The 16546-nt window shown below is 58.0% G+C and carries 19 protein-coding genes, 1 tRNA gene and 1 pseudogene; 14 read left to right on the plus strand and 7 right to left on the minus strand.

The genetic code is table 11. From position 1 onward, the window contains the following. Window positions 1-271: 271 nt before the first annotated feature. Complete coding sequence (locus AB1E37_RS19155; RefSeq protein WP_002892370.1) at window positions 272-442, plus strand: hypothetical protein; 171 nt, start codon at window positions 272-274, stop codon at window positions 440-442. Between the two features lie 78 nt (window positions 443-520). Here AB1E37_RS19155 and uraH read toward each other — a convergent pair whose 3' ends face one another. Both uraH and AB1E37_RS19165 read right to left on the minus strand, forming a co-directional pair. Then, a complete protein-coding gene (gene uraH, locus AB1E37_RS19160; protein ID WP_002892366.1) occupies window positions 521-922 on the minus strand; it encodes a hydroxyisourate hydrolase in 402 nt (133 codons plus the stop codon). A gap of 395 nt (window positions 923-1317) precedes the next feature. After that, window positions 1318-1611, minus strand: coding sequence for a hypothetical protein (locus tag AB1E37_RS19165; RefSeq protein WP_002892360.1), 294 nt, complete (start codon window positions 1609-1611; stop codon window positions 1318-1320). Between the two features lie 277 nt (window positions 1612-1888). On the opposite strand from AB1E37_RS19165, the pseudogene AB1E37_RS19170 reads away from it, so the two are divergent. Then, a pseudogene (locus AB1E37_RS19170) lies at window positions 1889-2054 on the plus strand (hypothetical protein); the annotation flags it as partial. 19 nt (window positions 2055-2073) lie between these two features. Here AB1E37_RS19170 and AB1E37_RS19175 read toward each other — a convergent pair. Further along, window positions 2074-2150 (minus strand) — tRNA-Arg (locus tag AB1E37_RS19175). Window positions 2151-2489: 339 nt separating this feature from the next. Between AB1E37_RS19175 and folD the strand changes: the two genes are divergently transcribed. Beyond that, a complete protein-coding gene (gene folD / locus AB1E37_RS19180; RefSeq protein WP_004143017.1) occupies window positions 2490-3356 on the plus strand; it encodes a bifunctional methylenetetrahydrofolate dehydrogenase/methenyltetrahydrofolate cyclohydrolase FolD in 867 nt (288 codons plus the stop codon). A gap of 1 nt (window position 3357) precedes the next feature. Beyond that, a complete protein-coding gene (ybcJ, locus tag AB1E37_RS19185) occupies window positions 3358-3570 on the plus strand; it encodes a ribosome-associated protein YbcJ (RefSeq protein ID WP_004143016.1) in 213 nt (70 codons plus the stop codon). A gap of 45 nt (window positions 3571-3615) precedes the next feature. Here the strand turns inward: ybcJ and cysS are convergent, their stop codons facing one another. Continuing rightward, the gene (cysS, locus tag AB1E37_RS19190; protein WP_004191607.1) at window positions 3616-5001 is read right to left on the minus strand and encodes a cysteine--tRNA ligase; all 1386 of its coding nucleotides are present in this window, start codon (window positions 4999-5001) and stop codon (window positions 3616-3618) included. A gap of 175 nt (window positions 5002-5176) precedes the next feature. Between cysS and ppiB the strand changes: the two genes are divergently transcribed. The 6 genes from ppiB (at window position 5177) to mnmH (ending at window position 9701) form a co-directional block, all read left to right on the plus strand. Next, entirely contained in the window at window positions 5177-5671 is a 495-nt protein-coding gene (gene ppiB, locus AB1E37_RS19195; RefSeq protein WP_004151319.1) for a peptidylprolyl isomerase B, read from the plus strand. 3 nt (window positions 5672-5674) lie between these two features. Next, complete coding sequence (gene lpxH, locus AB1E37_RS19200) at window positions 5675-6397, plus strand: UDP-2,3-diacylglucosamine diphosphatase (protein ID WP_032436960.1); 723 nt, start codon at window positions 5675-5677, stop codon at window positions 6395-6397. Between the two features lie 107 nt (window positions 6398-6504). Further along, window positions 6505-6843: a hypothetical protein gene (locus AB1E37_RS19205; protein ID WP_004223118.1), complete on the plus strand. Its 339-nt coding sequence runs from the start codon at window positions 6505-6507 to the stop codon at window positions 6841-6843. 96 nt (window positions 6844-6939) lie between these two features. Beyond that, window positions 6940-7449 (plus strand): 5-(carboxyamino)imidazole ribonucleotide mutase, encoded by a 510-nt coding sequence (purE, locus tag AB1E37_RS19210; protein ID WP_004151322.1) that lies wholly within the window; start codon window positions 6940-6942, stop codon window positions 7447-7449. Then, entirely contained in the window at window positions 7446-8513 is a 1068-nt protein-coding gene (gene purK / locus AB1E37_RS19215) for a 5-(carboxyamino)imidazole ribonucleotide synthase (protein ID WP_009307963.1), read from the plus strand. The genes purE and purK overlap by 4 nt, the downstream gene beginning before the upstream one ends. A 111-nt stretch (window positions 8514-8624) precedes the next feature. Further along, complete coding sequence (gene mnmH, locus AB1E37_RS19220; RefSeq protein WP_004151323.1) at window positions 8625-9701, plus strand: tRNA 2-selenouridine(34) synthase MnmH; 1077 nt, start codon at window positions 8625-8627, stop codon at window positions 9699-9701. Window positions 9702-9808: 107 nt separating this feature from the next. Here the strand turns inward: mnmH and AB1E37_RS19225 are convergent, their stop codons facing one another. Then, complete coding sequence (locus AB1E37_RS19225) at window positions 9809-10954, minus strand: porin (protein ID WP_032436958.1); 1146 nt, start codon at window positions 10952-10954, stop codon at window positions 9809-9811. Between the two features lie 91 nt (window positions 10955-11045). Here AB1E37_RS19225 and AB1E37_RS19230 point away from each other — a divergent pair, with 91 nt between their 5' ends. Then, complete coding sequence (locus tag AB1E37_RS19230) at window positions 11046-11159, plus strand: hypothetical protein (protein WP_004219504.1); 114 nt, start codon at window positions 11046-11048, stop codon at window positions 11157-11159. Here AB1E37_RS19230 and ybbP read toward each other — a convergent pair. After that, complete coding sequence (gene ybbP, locus AB1E37_RS19235; protein ID WP_032436957.1) at window positions 11136-13550, minus strand: putative ABC transporter permease subunit YbbP; 2415 nt, start codon at window positions 13548-13550, stop codon at window positions 11136-11138. The two genes, AB1E37_RS19230 and ybbP, sit on opposite strands and share 24 nt — an antisense overlap. Continuing rightward, entirely contained in the window at window positions 13547-14233 is a 687-nt protein-coding gene (gene ybbA, locus AB1E37_RS19240) for a putative ABC transporter ATP-binding protein YbbA (RefSeq protein ID WP_004146399.1), read from the minus strand. Before ybbA ends, ybbP begins: the two co-directional genes overlap by 4 nt. Between ybbA and tesA the strand changes: the two genes are divergently transcribed. Genes tesA through AB1E37_RS19255 form a run of 3 tightly spaced genes read left to right on the plus strand, consistent with a single transcriptional unit; the run spans window position 14204 to window position 16539 of the window. Continuing rightward, on the plus strand, window positions 14204-14827 hold the full coding sequence (tesA, locus tag AB1E37_RS19245; RefSeq protein WP_004196998.1) for a multifunctional acyl-CoA thioesterase I/protease I/lysophospholipase L1: 624 nt from the start codon (window positions 14204-14206) through the stop codon (window positions 14825-14827). The two genes, ybbA and tesA, sit on opposite strands and share 30 nt — an antisense overlap. Beyond that, the gene (locus AB1E37_RS19250; protein WP_009484702.1) at window positions 14817-15626 is read left to right on the plus strand and encodes an SDR family oxidoreductase; all 810 of its coding nucleotides are present in this window, start codon (window positions 14817-14819) and stop codon (window positions 15624-15626) included. The genes tesA and AB1E37_RS19250 overlap by 11 nt, the downstream gene beginning before the upstream one ends. Window positions 15627-15684: 58 nt before the next feature. Next, window positions 15685-16539 carry a co-chaperone YbbN gene (locus AB1E37_RS19255; protein WP_002892263.1) on the plus strand — a complete coding sequence of 285 codons (855 nt, stop codon included), beginning with the start codon at window positions 15685-15687 and terminating at the stop codon, window positions 16537-16539. The last annotated feature ends 7 nt before the right edge of the window (window positions 16540-16546 follow it).

Raw genomic sequence — 16546 nt, forward strand, 5'->3', positions numbered from 1 at the left:
AAAGGATGAAGAGGAGCTACCATGAATTTTGTGCTGTCGATGACCCTTATCTGCATCGCCATCGCCTGGCTGATGATGAGCCTCCTGCCGGTGTAGATGCACCGCTAATCGCCACGCCAGTGGTCTGGATAACCCCTCCTTCAATTGATTTCCGCCGTGGTCTTCGCCTCTGAGGTTTCACAAGAGCCATATAAGAAGTACTGGTTGCATATCAGGCTGTTGCGTTTTCCCGCCGAGGGGTAGGCTAAAGGCCCACTGTTAAGGAGGTGATATGTCTGGACTTATTAATCCACATGCGGCCCCGGAAGAAGCAGCCTATGCGCTGCTGATTGAGCTCGTTCGCGCCCAGCGCGTGCCGCAATATGAAGGCGAAATTTCCGGCCTGCTGGCGATGTACGACGAAGCCGTTAAACACTTTAAAGAGAAAGAGACCGAGCGTTAGGCGTGGACATCGTGGTGCGAGAAAAGCGTGACGCCTGCGGAAGCCGCGCAGGCGTTGGCTGGATAGCGGCTTGGGTCATCAGCTGCCGCGGTAGGTAGAGTATCCGTACTGACTGAGCAGCAGCGGGATATGCAGTTTTTGATTTTGCTTTGTAACATTGAAAATAACCGGAATCACCGGGAAGAACGTATTCATATTTTGGCTTTTAAAATAGTCACCAGTTTTAAACGTCACTTTATACACCCCCGGCTCCATATTCTCCGCCTGCGGATAGAGCGATTTAATCCGCCCATCGGCATCCGTTTTACCGGTGGCGATATGCTGCCAGCTCTCCCCCTGCTGTTTATCCAGCTCAATCTGCACCCCCGGTGAAGGGAGCCCGGTTTGCTGATTAAGAATGTGTACGCTGAGCGTCCCCTCTGGCGCCGCCAGCGCGCTGAAGCTGAGTAGAGAAATTACGGAGGCGATAACTAATTTCATAATCGTAACCTTATTGGGCAAGTGAAAGTGCCCTAACTATAGTCAGCGCGGCGGGGAAAAAAATTAAACTTTTTGTTATCAGTTTGAGTTGATGGGTACTGTCTCCACACACAACACGCTGAACCGGTTTCCTCGTAAGAAGAGGAAGTGTCTTATGAGTAGGTAGCCCCGTGCTCTTAGTAACAGGATACGGTGACACTAAGTCTATCAGGCAGGGGAAATAGATTTGCTGGGTTCAAATATCACAAGGTAAAAAGATATACGCCGTGGCCTCTGCCGCCTCTACCAGAACAGTGCTTACTGCAAATAGGCTGCAGTATTCGAAATAATCATTTAATATTATTTAAACTACTATTCCAGTGTAAGTAATCACCTGGTTCAGATATTGATCGTTATCATTGATTCTCTTGTCGCCACGCCTTAACCATCTCCTTTGTTACCTCTTTCTTGTAGCAAATAGGTGAGTACCCACCAGCTTTGCTCCAGGCACTGCGGCCACCGCACGAGCTGCCGTTCCGGGCGGTATTGAAGGGACAGGCACAAGTACCGGGGTAGGATGCGACAGAGTCATCAATAATCCTTTGACTGACCTGATCATCGCTTAAGGAATTCGATTTGGCGATGGAAATATCTGATGCAAAGACGCACACAACAGCGAATACGGAGATGGCGACGAATTTGATGTTCATTCGGATCTTTCCAGGCAGTGGATGAACATCGAGGGTATGCTTTCAAATAGTGTTCAATATTGATCTATAACAACTGTACTTCACGCCAGCTTAAAATGCGATATTTAACCCAGTCAGACAGAACCTAAAGCTATAATGACTATTAGCCTGTTACCGGCAACATATTTTCACATTCCTGCAGAGCGCTTATTCTGCACTCAGCTATAACCAGCATTAACCATTCTGTTCGATATTACAGAGCAGTAATGCTGTACTCTGACTGGCCATCGTCCGACAGATACTACAAGACATTAGAATCATCGAAATGGTCCGTCGATATGCTCACCTGGCACCTAACCATTTAACTGAGCACGCACGTCAAATTGACTCAATTTTTGCAAATTTTTGCAGAAGATGTCCCAAATATGTCCCACAAGGAAAAATCAGCGACTGGAGGAAGTTGATAAGTGATTGATTATTAAATGGCACGCCCTACAGGATTCGAACCTGTGACCTACGGCTTAGAAGGCCGTTGCTCTATCCAGCTGAGCTAAGGGCGCCCTGAGAAGCGAGTGCTTCGCGGAGTGAAACGCGTGGAATTATACGGTCCACGTCGGTTGAGTCAATCCATTTTGCCAGGAAACTGCGGGGCTTATACGACGCTGGCGAAATATCCTCCACCAACTGTACAAGAAGCATACCGCCGGGCCTAATGCGCGCGTAAATCGACTCAGTGGCCAGGCGCAACGCACCAATAACCATGTAATAACCATGGTCATAACAGGCTAAATTAGCCTCAGACAGGATAAAACAGCAAACGAGGACTGACAGCGAGGCCCGCTTCTGACAAAATATCCTCATCCCCCTTTCGTAAAGATACAGATGGAATCCTCTCTCTGATGGCAGCAAAAATTATTGACGGTAAAACGATTGCGCAGCAGGTACGCTCTGAGGTTGCGGAAAAAGTGAAGGCTCGCGTTGCGGCCGGAAAACGCGCCCCTGGGCTGGCCGTGGTGCTGGTCGGCAGCAACCCGGCCTCGCAGATTTATGTCGGCAGCAAGCGCAAAGCATGTGAAGAAGTGGGCTTCGTCTCCCGCTCTTACGATCTCCCGGAAACCACCAGCGAAGCCGAGCTGCTGGAGCTTATCGACACTCTGAATGCCGATAAGACCATCGACGGTATTCTGGTTCAGCTGCCCCTGCCGGCAGGGATCGATAACGTCAAAGTTCTCGAGCGCATCGCGCCGGATAAAGACGTCGACGGCTTCCATCCTTACAACGTTGGCCGCCTGTGCCAGCGCGCGCCGCGCCTGCGTCCGTGCACTCCGCGCGGTATCGTGACCTTGCTGGAACGCTACAATATCGACACCTACGGCCTCAATGCGGTGGTCATTGGCGCCTCCAATATCGTCGGTCGCCCGATGAGCATGGAGCTGCTGCTGGCCGGCTGCACCACCACCGTCACCCACCGCTTTACAAAAAACCTGCGCCATCATGTCGAAAACGCCGACCTGCTGATCGTCGCGGTGGGCAAACCGGGCTTTATTCCTGGCGAGTGGATTAAAGAAGGGGCGATTGTGGTCGATGTCGGCATCAACCGTCTGGAAAGCGGCAAAGTGGTCGGCGACGTGGTGTATGAAGATGCCGCCGAACGCGCGTCCTACATCACCCCGGTTCCCGGCGGCGTTGGCCCGATGACCGTCGCCACCCTGATCCAGAACACGCTGCAGGCGTGCGAAGAGTATCACGACGTTGAGGAGGCCTGAGATGGCGACATTTTCCTTAGGTAAACACCCGCACGTTGAGCTGTGCGATCTGCTGAAGCTGGAAGGCTGGAGCGAAAGCGGCGCCCAGGCGAAGATCGCCATCGCCGACGGGCTGGTAAAAGTCGACGGCGCGGTGGAAACCCGCAAACGCTGCAAAATCGTCGCTGGTCAGACGGTGAGCTTTGAAGGCCAGAGCGTGACCGTCACGGCCTGACAACGAAAATAAAAACGCCCGCTTTTGCGGGCGTTTTTTTATGGCTTACTTCCGGCGCCAGGTGGTGCCCTGCGGGCCATCTTCCAGCACAATGCCCATCTCGTTGAGACGGTCGCGCGCCGCATCCGCCGCCGCCCAGTCTTTCGCTTTGCGCGCGTCCAGACGCTGCTGGATGAGCGATTCGATCTCCGCCACTTCCGCGTCGTCAACCTGCGCGCCGCTCTGCAGGAACGCCTCCGGCTCCTGCTCCAGCAGACCCAGTACCGCAGCAAGCTTACGCAGGTGGGCCGCCATGGCGTTCGCCGCGGCCGCGTCCTCGGTTTTCAGACGGTTCACTTCACGCGCCATATCGAACAGCACCGAGTAGGCTTCCGGGGTGTTGAAGTCGTCGTCCATCGCCTCGATAAAGCGTGCTTCGAAGGCTTCGCCCCCCGCCGCGTCGGCGGATTTGTCCGTCCCGCGCAGCGCGGTGTACAGACGCTCCAGCGCCGAACGCGCCTGCTTGAGGTTCTCTTCGCTGTAGTTCAGCTGGCTGCGATAGTGGCCGGACATCAGGAAGTAGCGAATCGTCTCCGCATCGTAATACTTCAGCACGTCGCGGACGGTAAAGAAATTACCCAGCGATTTCGACATCTTCTCGCGGTCAACCATCACCATGCCGGAGTGCATCCAGTAGTTGACGTATTCGCCGTCGTGGGCGCAGGTGGACTGGGCGATTTCGTTTTCATGGTGCGGGAACATCAGATCCGAACCGCCGCCGTGAATATCGAAGTGGTTGCCAAGCTGCTTGCAGTTCATCGCCGAGCACTCGATATGCCAGCCCGGACGGCCCGCGCCCCACGGCGACGGCCAGCTCGGCTCGCCCTCTTTCGACATTTTCCACAGGACGAAGTCCATCGGGTTACGCTTGACGTCAACCACGTCGACGCGCGCCCCCGCCTGCAGTTGATCGAGATCCTGACGCGACAGCAAACCGTAGTTCGGGTCCGTCGGCACGTCGAACATCACGTCGCCGTTATCTGCCACGTAAGCATGGCCTTTGGCGATCAGCTGCTCGGTGATCTCAATGATCTCCGCAATATGGTGCGTTGCGCGCGGCTCGCTGTCGGGACGCAGAATATTCAGCGCGTCAAAATCTTTGTGCATTTCGGCAATCATGCGATCGACCAGCGCGACAAAGCTTTCGCCGTTTTCATTAGCGCGCTTAATGATTTTGTCGTCGATATCGGTGATATTGCGCACGTACTTCAGCTTATAGCCAAGAAAACGCAGATAGCGCGCCACGACGTCAAAGGAGACGAAGGTACGTCCATGGCCGATATGACAGAGATCGTAAACGGTAATACCACACACGTACATGCCGACTTCCCCGGCATGGATAGGTTTAAATTCCTCTTTCTGGCGCGTCAGTGTATTAAAAATTTTTAACATCGAAGATTCCGTGTAGACGTGTGTGGGTAATGAAGTCTCTATAATACCCATAATTCAGACCGGACGCAGCACACATTGCAAGGTGCATCGACCCCCGCGGTTATGCTATAACACCCCCCTATATCTCACCCGACACCGGGTGCTGGCACCACACTCATCGGAACAGGATGCAAAAATGGTTACTTTCCACACCAATCATGGCGATATCGTAATCAAAACGTTTGACGACAAAGCGCCGGAAACAGTTAAAAACTTCCTGGACTACTGCCGCGAAGGTTTCTACGACAACACCATTTTCCACCGTGTTATCAACGGCTTCATGATTCAGGGCGGCGGTTTTGAACCTGGCATGAAACAAAAAGCGACCAAATCTCCGATTCAGAACGAAGCGAACAACGGTCTGAAAAACACCCGCGGCACGCTGGCGATGGCCCGTACTCAGGCGCCGCACTCCGCCACCGCGCAGTTCTTCATCAACGTGGTTGACAACGACTTCCTGAACTTCTCCGGCGAAAGCCTGCAGGGTTGGGGCTACTGCGTCTTCGCGGAAGTGGTTGAAGGCATGGACGTGGTTGACAAAATCAAAGCGGTTGCCACCGGCCGCAGCGGCATGCACCAGGATGTGCCGAAAGATGATGTGATCATCAAAAGCGTCACCGTCAGCGAGTAATTCGTGGCGACACTTTTTATTGCAGATTTGCACCTGCAAACAGAAGAACCGGCGATCACCGCCGGTTTTCTGCGTTTTTTACAGGGCGAAGCCCGCCAGGCGGACGCTCTGTATATCCTTGGCGATCTGTTTGAGGCATGGATCGGCGATGACGATCCTAACCCGCTGCACCAACAAATTGCCTCGGCAATCAAAGCCGTCGTCGACGCCGGCGTGCCGTGCTACTTCATCCATGGCAACCGCGATTTTCTCGTCGGCCAGCGCTTTGCCCGCCAGAGCGGGATGATCCTGCTCGCCGAAGAAGAGCGACTGAACCTCTATGGCCGTGAAGTCTTGATCATGCATGGCGACACGCTGTGCACCGATGACCAAGGCTATCTGGCGTTTCGCGCCAAAGTCCACACCCCGTGGATCCAGCGTTTGTTCCTGGCCCTGCCGCTGTTTATTCGCCATCGCATCGCCGCCCGCATGCGCGCCGACAGCAAAGCCGCCAACAGCAGTAAATCAATGGAAATTATGGATGTGAATCCACAGGCGGTAGTTGACGCAATGGAGCGGCATCACGTGCAGTGGCTGATCCACGGCCATACTCATCGCCCGGCGGTCCATGAACTGCAGGCCAACGGCCAACCCGCATGGCGTGTGGTACTTGGCGCCTGGCACAGCGAAGGTTCGATGGTCAAGGTGACGCCGGACGACGTCGAACTAATCCACTTTCCGTTCTAATTCCTGCGCGAGCACAATTCCGAAAGCGCCTTTTGCCCGGGCGAAGGTGCGCGCTTCCCCCCGCCCTGCATGCTAGTCTTCCACAACGTCACTCTCAAGGAACGAGCATGAGCAGGAAAAGGTGGAGTCAGCCGCTGATGTGGGGAATGATCATCGCGATCCTCAATCCGTTAGGGGTAAGTTATATCGCCTTAATCGGCGTCGTTATCGGCAACACGCTGACGTTTGTCTGGTGTGCGATGCTGGCGTGGGCTATCTATTTTTATGCCATTTATTTGCTCTGCACCCGCCCTCACGATAGCCGGCTGGTACAAATCTATTTACTGCTTATGGGCACCCTGATGCTCCCGTGGGGGTTAGTGCTGCTTATCACCTGTATCATGAGGGAGATAAAGGTCAATCAGGCACCCACGCCATCACCTCCAGGCGAGACAAAAGACGGCTAACCATGCGCACGCAACCGTTTTCCTTGCTGGCAGTTCATGCTATTCTCTGTGGCCTCTAAAGCAGTGTGAAACACACCCACAGGAGTTTTAAGACGCATGTCTTCCCGCAATAATTCGGCGCGTATCGCCATCGTGATGGGGTCCAAAAGCGACTGGGCTACCATGCAATTTACCGCAGAAATCCTTGATGCCCTGAACGTTCCGTACCATGTCGAAGTGGTCTCCGCCCACCGCACGCCCGATAAGCTGTTCAGCTTTGCTGAAAGCGCCGAAAGCCACGGTTATCAGGTGATTATTGCAGGAGCAGGCGGCGCGGCGCATCTGCCGGGCATGATTGCGGCGAAAACCCTGGTGCCGGTGCTCGGCGTACCGGTTCAGAGCGCAGCCTTAAGCGGTGTCGACAGCCTCTACTCCATTGTGCAGATGCCGCGCGGCATTCCGGTCGGTACCCTGGCCATCGGCAAAGCTGGCGCTGCGAACGCCGGCCTGCTCGCCGCGCAGATCCTTGCCCAGCACGATGCTGAACTGCACCAGCGCCTGAGCGCCTGGCGTCAGGCGCAAACCGATGAAGTGCTGGATAATCCGGATCCGCGGGGTGCGGCATGAAACAGGTATGCGTGCTCGGTAACGGCCAGTTAGGCCGTATGCTGCGCCAGGCCGGCGAGCCGCTGGGCATCGCCGTTTGGCCGGTGGGGCTGGAAGCCGACCCGGAAGCGGTGCCGTTCCAGCAGAGCGTCATCACGGCAGAAATTGAACGCTGGCCGGAAACCGCCCTCACCCGCGAGCTGGCCCGCCACCCGGCGTTCGTCAACCGCGATGTCTTCCCGATTATCGCCGACCGCCTGACGCAAAAGCAGCTGTTTGACAAGCTTGGCCTCGCCACCGCCCCGTGGCAGCTGCTGGCGGATAAAAGCGAGTGGCCGGCGGTGTTTGCTCGCCTTGGCGAACTGGCGATCGTTAAGCGTCGCGTTGGCGGTTACGACGGCCGCGGCCAGTGGCGTCTGCGGGAAAACGAGATCGATCAGCTACCGGCCGATAACTACGGCGAGTGCATCGTCGAGCAGGGGATTAACTTCTCCGGCGAGGTATCGCTGGTGGGCGCCCGCGCTCATGACGGTAGCACCGTCTTCTACCCGCTGACCCGTAACCTGCATCAGGACGGTATTCTGCGCGCCAGCGTCGCCTTCCCGCAGGCCAACGCTCGCCAGCAGGAACAGGCGGAAAGCATGCTGACGGCGATCATGAACGAGCTGAACTATGTCGGCGTGATGGCGATGGAGTGCTTCGTTACCGCCGAGGGGCTGCTGATTAACGAGCTGGCGCCGCGGGTGCACAACAGCGGCCACTGGACGCAGAACGGGGCGTCTATCAGCCAGTTCGAGCTGCATCTGCGGGCGATTACCGGCCTGCCGCTGCCGCCGCCGGTGGTCAACAGCCCGTCGGTGATGATCAACCTGATCGGCACCGATCTTAACTACGACTGGCTGAAGCTGCCGCTGGTGCACCTGCACTGGTATGACAAAGAGGTGCGCCCGGGTCGTAAAGTCGGCCACCTGAACCTCACCGACAGCGATACCGATCGCCTGAGCGCGACGCTGGAAGCGATCAAGCCGCTGCTGCCGCCGGAGTACACCAGCGGCCTGGTCTGGGCGCAATCGCAGCTCAGCTAAGCCCTTCGTGCCGGGGATTTGATCTATCCCCTTCCCCGGCACACCTTGAGGCGCGTACAATCCCCCCCTTGCTGTAAAGCTCATTTCTGTTTTGACTTCAGAGGATACCCCATGACCAATGGGACGGATTATCGCGCCATTCTCGCCAGCGATACGCCACTGATTGACGTACGCGCCCCGGTGGAGTTTAGCCAAAGCGCGATGCCGGCGGCGATCAACCTGCCGCTGATGAATGATGAAGAACGCGCCGCGGTCGGTACCTGCTACAAGCGCCAGGGGCCGGAAGCGGCGCTGGCGCTCGGCCATAAACTGGTCCAGGGTGACCTGCGCGCCAGCCGTACTCAGGCGTGGCTGGAAGCGTGCGCCCGTTACCCACACGGTTACCTGTGCTGCGCCCGCGGCGGCCAGCGCTCGCATATCGTCCAGCAGTGGCTGAAAGAAGCTGGCGTGGATTACCCCCTGATCGTCGGCGGCTATAAAGCGCTACGCCAGGCGGCGATCCAGGCCACCGACGAACTGGTGCAGCGGCCGATCGTGCTGATTGGCGGCTGTACCGGCAACGGCAAAACTCAACTGGTCTGCTCGCGCCCGGACGGTATCGACCTGGAAGGGCTTGCTCATCACCGCGGTTCTTCATTCGGTCGAACCCTGCAGGATCAGCATCCACAGGCCACCTTTGAAAACCACCTGGCGGTCAGCCTGCTTAAAAAAGCCGAACAGCAGACCCGCTGGGTGCTGGAAGATGAAGGCCATATGATCGGCGCCAATCATCTACCGGAGAGCCTGCGCCTCCGCATGGCGCAGTCGCCGCTGGCGGTGGTGGAAGATCCGTTTGACGTTCGCCTCGAACGGCTGCGCGAAGAGTATTTCGATCGCATGTATCGCGACTTTATCGCCGCGTATGGCGAAGAGAAAGGCTGGCAGGCATACGGCGAGTATCTGCATCACGGCCTGTTTGCCATCCGCCGTCGCCTGGGGCTGCAGCGTTTTGCTCAGCTCACTGAACGGCTCGATGAGGCGCTGGTGCAGCAGCAGCGCACCGCCAGCACCGAGGCGCACTTTGCCTGGCTGGTACCGCTGCTGGAAGAGTACTACGACCCGATGTATCGCTATCAGTTGGGGAAAAAAGCCGGGAAAATTCTCTTTCGCGGCAGCTGGCAGGAGGTCGCAGCCTGGCTGGCGAAGTAATCGCATGCTCTATTGTCCCGGCTTGCGGCGTAAACGCCTTAGCCGGGCTACCGGTCGGCGCGATTTGTAGCCACGGTAAGCGCGCGCGACCGGGGAGTTGTGACCGCTTAGAAGTCGTAGCGTAGACGGACCAGGTTCATATCGCCAAGGTTGTCGGTGCTGGAGGTAAACACGTGTTCGTAGTCAACGCGGAAACCATAATCCAGCTGGAAGCTAATCCCCAGACCGTTATCGATACGCTGATAGTTGCGGCCGTTCACATATTCCAGACGGTCGCCCATAAAGTACGGCTGAATAGATTTAACAGCGTATTGATTGATCGGGAATTTATAGCCCGCAAAATATTCAATCCCCCAGGCGTCACCGGCAAAGTAATTATGCACATCGGTTTTCTTGGTGGTGAGGAAGTTCTGATACCAGCCGCCGCCGAAGGAGAAGGTCCAGTTATCCGGGGTCCAGCTCAGCGCGGTACCGACGATATTCTGGTCATAGGTTTTGCTGTCGGCGCTTGACGGGTCGCGCATTTCGGCGCGGGTGTAGTTCCACGCGGTACCCCAGGTCAGATCCTTCATGATGTGGTAGTCCGCGCCAACAGAACCACCGCCTTTACGCTTGTAACGCAGGCCGTTACCCGGCAGGTATTCGCTGTCTTCGAACAGATAAGAGCCGTAAAGATCGACATCACCTACAGTTTTCTTATATTTCAGCATATTACGTGAACGATAGGAGCCATCGTAATCGCCATTAATACCGTTCCCCGGGGCCTGACCGATCATATCGTAGTCCCAGATATCGGTTTTCACCCCCACCACATCATAGTAAATGCTGTTCTGCTGCCCGTAGGTTAACGTACCCCAGGTATCGCTTTTCAGGCCGGTATACAGCATGCGGCGGGTGGTATTGTTCGCGCCTTCCGCGTAGTGGTTATCCCAGTCAAACAGCGCCGGAATGTTCACGCCCAGCTCATAGTAGCTAATCCAGCTAATATCATCGAACAGGTAGTAATCCGCCGCGAAGCGGAAGCGGGTGCCGCCGTCAAAACCGTTACGCTTATAGGAGCCTTTGTCGCCATCGCCGGTCATCATGTTGAACTGCGGCCGGATACTGCCGCCGACGGTAAAGTTAAGCCGGCTTAACGGATCGCCCGCCTGCGGATCTTGTTTCAGCAGCGTAATCTCCGCGTGGGAATGCAATGACGTTAACGCTAATGCTGCGCCGATCGAGATCGCCAGCGCTTTTATTGTGTGTGCCATAGTTTTTCCTTGATTAATAAGCCACCTTATATTTTCCAGTTGAATATTAACCGCGAATCAGCATAGCGTGTTGTTGGGTTTTTAATGTTTTGTGCTCTTAAAAATCAATGATTTATCAATTTGTGCGTTTAAAATAAAAGCGCCGCCAAAAACGGCGGCGCATCATCAAAATGCAATATTCTTACTGGCTAAACTGGCGGAATAGCGCTTTTCCTTTTAACAGACGCAGCCCCAGCCCGCCGCCGCACAGGGATAACAACACCGCTCCCGTCAGCGGCAGCAACACCCACAGGCGCCAGTCCGGCGCCCAGGGAAAATCAAAGACTTTCGTCTGCAGCATCGCCAGCGCCACTTCCGCGCCTATCGCCGCCACCAGGCCGGAAACCAGCCCCAGCAGGGCAAACTCCGCCCACAGCGTAGCGCGCAGCAGCGATTTTCCTGCCCCCAGCGTGCGCCAGACCACCAGCTCCTGATGGCGTTGACGCATACCGACCTGCACCTGCGCCAGCAACAGCAGCACGCCGCAGGCCGTCACCAGGCCCACCATCACCTCCAGCGCCCGGCTGACCTGGGAGAGCACCTGGCCGACCTGACGCAGGATGGCGCCGATATCCAGCAGACTGACGGTGGGAAACTCGCGGTTCAGCTGGGTCAACATCGCGGGACCGTTATCCCAGCGGAAGCTGGTGAGCCAGCTCTGCGGCTGCCCGTCCAGCGCCCCGGCGGGGAAAATAAAGAAGAAGTTTGGCCGCAGGCTCTCCCAGTCTACTTTGCGCACGCTGCTGACCTTCGCGCTGAACTCCTGGGTATCGCCGGTAAAGGTCACTGTATCGCCGATCTTTATCCCCAGCCGCTGCGCCAGCCCCTCCTCAATCGATACCTCGCCCGACTTCGGCGGCCAGCTGCCGGCCACCAGCGGATTATGATCCGGACGCTGTTCGCTCCAGGTGAGATTAAGCTCGCGATTCAGCGCTTCGTCTTTGTTCCCGTCCGTGGATTGACCGTTGATCTGCGTCAGACGGGCCCGGACGATCGGATAGAATTCCGCCGCCCGCGTCTGGTGTTCGGCGAGGAAGGTCTTCACCGGCACTATCTGCTCAGGGGCGATATTGATCAGAAAGTAGTTCGGGCTCTGCGGGGGCAACTGCTGCTGCCAGCGGTCAAGCAGATCGCCGCGCAGCACCAACAGGAGCGCCAGCAGCATAAACGACAGGGAAAACGCCGCCAGCTGGCTGAGGGTCGACCACGGCTGGCGCAGCAGGCGGTTCACCGCCAGACGCAGCGGCAAGGCTTTGAGCGTCAGGCGTTTGAGCAGCCACAGCAATCCCCAGCCCACCAGGCCGCACAGCAGCGCCAGCACCACCGCCCCGGCCAGCACCGACCACAGCAGCGGGCTGCCGCCCAGCAGCCAGGCCAACAGGCCCACCACCACGACGCTAACCGCCGGGATCCAGATTTTCAACGGCCAGACGTTAGCCACCACATCCTGACGCAGCACTCGCAGCGGCAGGGTCGCCAGCAGCAGTCGATAGGGTCGCAGGCCCACCAGCAGGGAAATGACGCCTGTCGCCCCGATAGCCCACAGCCACGGCCAACCGCTGGCAGCGGGTAACGCGGCGGGCAGCACCGGTTTGAGAACCAGCAGCAGCAGACGCTCCAGCGCCAGGCCCGCCACCCCGCCGGTTATCACCGACAGCGTCAACAGCAGCAGCCATTGGCCGACGATAAGCTTGCGCAGCTGCGACCTTCCGGCGCCCAGCGTCTTGAGTATGGCGACCAGATCATAGCGGCTGCGGCAGTAGTGGCTCATCGCTACCGCCACTGCGGCGACGGCCAGCAGCAGCGTCAACAGCGCGGATAACAACAGGAATTGCTGCGAGCGTTCGAGGGATTTGCCCAGCGCGCTGTCGTCCTGGTCAAGGCCAATCCAGCGATGCTCCGGGCCGAGCTTCGGCAGCAGCCACTGCTCATAATTGGCCAGCTGTTCAGCGTCGCCGGCGAACTTATAGCGCCATGCGACGCGACTGCCGGGCTGCACGGCCCCGGTTTTTGCCACGTCGGCCATATTCATCATCAGCCGCGGCGCCATCTGGAAGGGGTTAAACCCTGCATCCGGCTCCTGAATCACCTCCCCGGCAATGCGCAGCGTGGCATCGCCAACGTCAATCGTATCGCCGGTTTTCAGGTTCAGGAGCGCCATCAGCCTTGGCGCCAGCAGCACGCTCCCCGCCTGCGGCTTCAGCCCCGGCGGCTGCGTCTCGAGGGTGCCATACAGCGGATAGCGGTCGTCCACCGCCTTAACGTCCGCCAGCTGCGGCGTATCACCGGCGAACGTCATGGTGGCAAAGCTCAGCTGCTCGCCGACGGTCAGCCCTGACTTCCGCGCCTGTGCGATCCACTCTGCGGGTACCTCGCGCGAACTGCGCAGCGTACGGTCGCCGGCCATAAATTCACGGCTTTGCTGGCTAAGGCCTTTCTCCATCCGATCGCTTATCGACCCCAGGGCCAGCACGCAGGCCACGGCGAGGCTTAACGCCAGCCAGACGATCAGCAGCGACGGCGAGCGCCATTCGCGCCAGAACCAGCGGGCGATCATGCTTCCTCCCGCAGCTGGCCATCCACCAGGCGCAGACGGCGATCGCAGCGCGCCGCCAGCAGCGGATCGTGAGTGACGAGGATCAGGGTGGTGCCGTGTTCGCGATTAAGCGAGAACAGCAGATCGGCAATTTTGTCCCCGGTCTGGCGATCGAGGTTGCCGGTGGGCTCATCGGCGAACAGAATGGCCGGGCGCCCGTTAAAGGCCCGGGCCAGCGCCACCCGCTGCTGTTCGCCGCCGGAGAGCTGCGCCGGCAGGTGGTGCAGGCGTTTGCCAAGTCCCAGCTGCTCAAGCAGCGCGCGGGCATCGCCCCGGCTCTGGCTATCGCTGGCGCCGCGCAGCAACGCCGGCAGCTCGACGTTCTCCAGGGCGTTGAGCGTCGGGATCAGCATAAACGACTGAAAAACAAAACCAACGTGCTGCGCCCGCAGCGCCGCCCGCGCCTCTTCATCCATCCGGTGCAGCGGTTTGCCCAGCATCGATACTTCCCCGCTGCTGCCATCGTCGAGGCCGGCGAGGATCGCCAGCAGGGTCGATTTACCGGAACCCGACTCGCCGATCAGGGCGATGGTCTGCCGCGGTTTGACAACCAGCTCAACTCCGGTAAGGATGGAGAGCTGATGCTCCCCCTGACCGACGGACTTCTTAAGATGATGAACTTCAAGTATGTTTTCCGCTGGCATGTGCCTTTCCTGTTGTTGTTCCTGTTTACCTGCCGCGCGATGGCGGCGGACACGCTGCTGATCCTCGGCGACAGCCTGAGCGCTGGCTATCGGATGGCGGCCAACGCCGCCTGGCCGGCGCTGCTCAATGAGCAGTGGCAGGCGAAAACGCCGGTGGTGAACGCCAGCATCAGCGGCGATACCTCGCAGCAGGGGTTGGCTCGCCTGCCAGCGCTGCTTAAGCAGCACCAGCCGCGCTGGGTGCTGGTTGAGCTCGGCGGCAATGACGGACTGCGCGGTTTTCCGCCACAGCAGACCGAGCAGACGCTGCGCACCATTATTAAAGATATCAAAGCGGCCAACGCCGAGCCGCTGCTGATGCAAATTCACCTGCCTGCGAACTATGGCCGCCGCTATAATGAAGCCTTCGGCGCGATTTACCCGGCCCTGGCCAAAGAGTTCGCTATTCCTCTCCTGCCCTTTTTTATGGAGGAGGTCTATCTCAAGCCGCAATGGATGCAGGACGACGGCATTCATCCAAATCGCGACGCGCAGCCGTTTATCGCCGACTGGATGGCGAAGCGGCTGGCTCCCTTAGTTAATCATGACTCCTGAACGCCAGGGGTCGCTGACAGGTAAAGTTATGCAAAAAACGGTTTTAGTGACAGGCTGTTCCAGCGGAATTGGTCTGGAAAGCGCGCTGGATTTAACCCGCCAGGGCTTTCGCGTGCTGGCGGCCTGCCGCAAAGCAGAGGATGTCGCGCGGATGCAGGAGCTGGGGCTAACCGGTATTTTGCTCGATCTGGATGACCCGCAGAGCGTGGAGCGCGCGGCAGCGGAGGTGATTGCGCTGACCGATAATCGTCTCTACGGCCTGTTCAATAACGCCGGGTATGGCGTCTATGGCCCGCTGAACACTATCAGCCGCCAGCAGATGGAACAGCAATTTTCCGCTAACTTTTTCGGCGCGCATCAGCTCACCATGCTGCTGCTGCCGGCGATGACGCCGCACGGCGAAGGGCGCATCGTGATGACCTCCTCGGTGATGGGGCTTATCGCCAGTCCCGGCCGCGGAGCCTATGCCGCCAGTAAATATGCCCTCGAGGCGTGGTCCGACGCGCTGCGCATGGAGCTGCGCCACAGCGGTATTCAGGTCAGCCTGATTGAACCGGGCCCGATCCGCACCCGCTTTACCGATAACGTCAACCAGACGCAAAGCGATAAGCCCGTAGAAAATCCGGGCATCGCCGCCCGCTTTACCCTCGGGCCGGAGGCGGTGGTGGAAAAAGTGCGCCATGCTTTTACCAGCGATAAACCAAAGCTGCGCTATCCGGTCACCCTGGTCACCCACGCGGTGGCGCTGCTTAAGCGCCTGCTGCCTGCCCGCGCGATGGACAAAATTATCCACGGCTGAGTTGAAGCGCGGAATGCCGCCCCCATGTAAAACAGAAATCGACTAACGAGAAATGCCCATGTCCGAACAGAATATTGTCAACATTAGCGAAGCGAACCTGCAGCAGACGCTACAGCAGTCCATGAACGTTCCGGTGCTGTTTTATTTCTGGTCTGCCCGCAGCCAGCATTGCGAACAGCTGACCCCGGTGCTCGAGCGCCTGGCAGCCCAATACAACGGCCAGTTCACGCTGGCGAAGGTCGATTGCGACGCCGAGCAGATGCTCGCTTCACAGTTTGGTCTGCGCGCCATCCCTACGGTTTATCTGTTCCAGAACGGCCAGCCGGTGGATGGTTTTGAAGGCCCGCAGCCGGAAGAAGCGATCCGCGCCCTGCTGGATAAAGTCCTGCCCCGTGAAGAGGAGCTGAAAGCTCAGCAGGCGCTGGCCCTGATGCAGGAAGAAAAATACGCCGATGCCCTGCCGCTGCTGAAGGAAGCCTGGCAGCTGTCGAATCAGGAAAGCCAGATTGGCCTGCTGCTGGCGGAAACGCTGATTGCTCTGCACCGTTCCGATGAAGCGGAAAGCGTGCTGAAAACCATTCCTCTGCAGGATCAGGATACCCACTATCAGGGTCTGGTGGCGCAGATTGAGCTGCTCAAACAGGCCGCCGACACCCCGGAAATCCAGCAGCTGCAGCAGCAGGTGGAACAGAATCCGGAGGATGCGCAGTTGGCCTCCCAGCTGGCGCTGCAGCTGCATCAGGTCGGGCGTAATGAAGAAGCGCTGGCCCTGCTGTTCAGCCATCTGCAGAAAGATTTAGGCGCCGGCGATGGCCAGGCGCGCAAGATGCTGCAGGAGATCCTCGCCGCCCTCGGTACCGGCGATGCGCTGGCCGCCAAATATCGTCGTCAGCTCTATTCGCTGCTGTACTAATCCGTTG

This window comes from Klebsiella sp. Shm-1 (assembly GCF_040804525.1).
GTDB lineage: Bacteria > Pseudomonadota > Gammaproteobacteria > Enterobacterales > Enterobacteriaceae > Klebsiella > Klebsiella pneumoniae.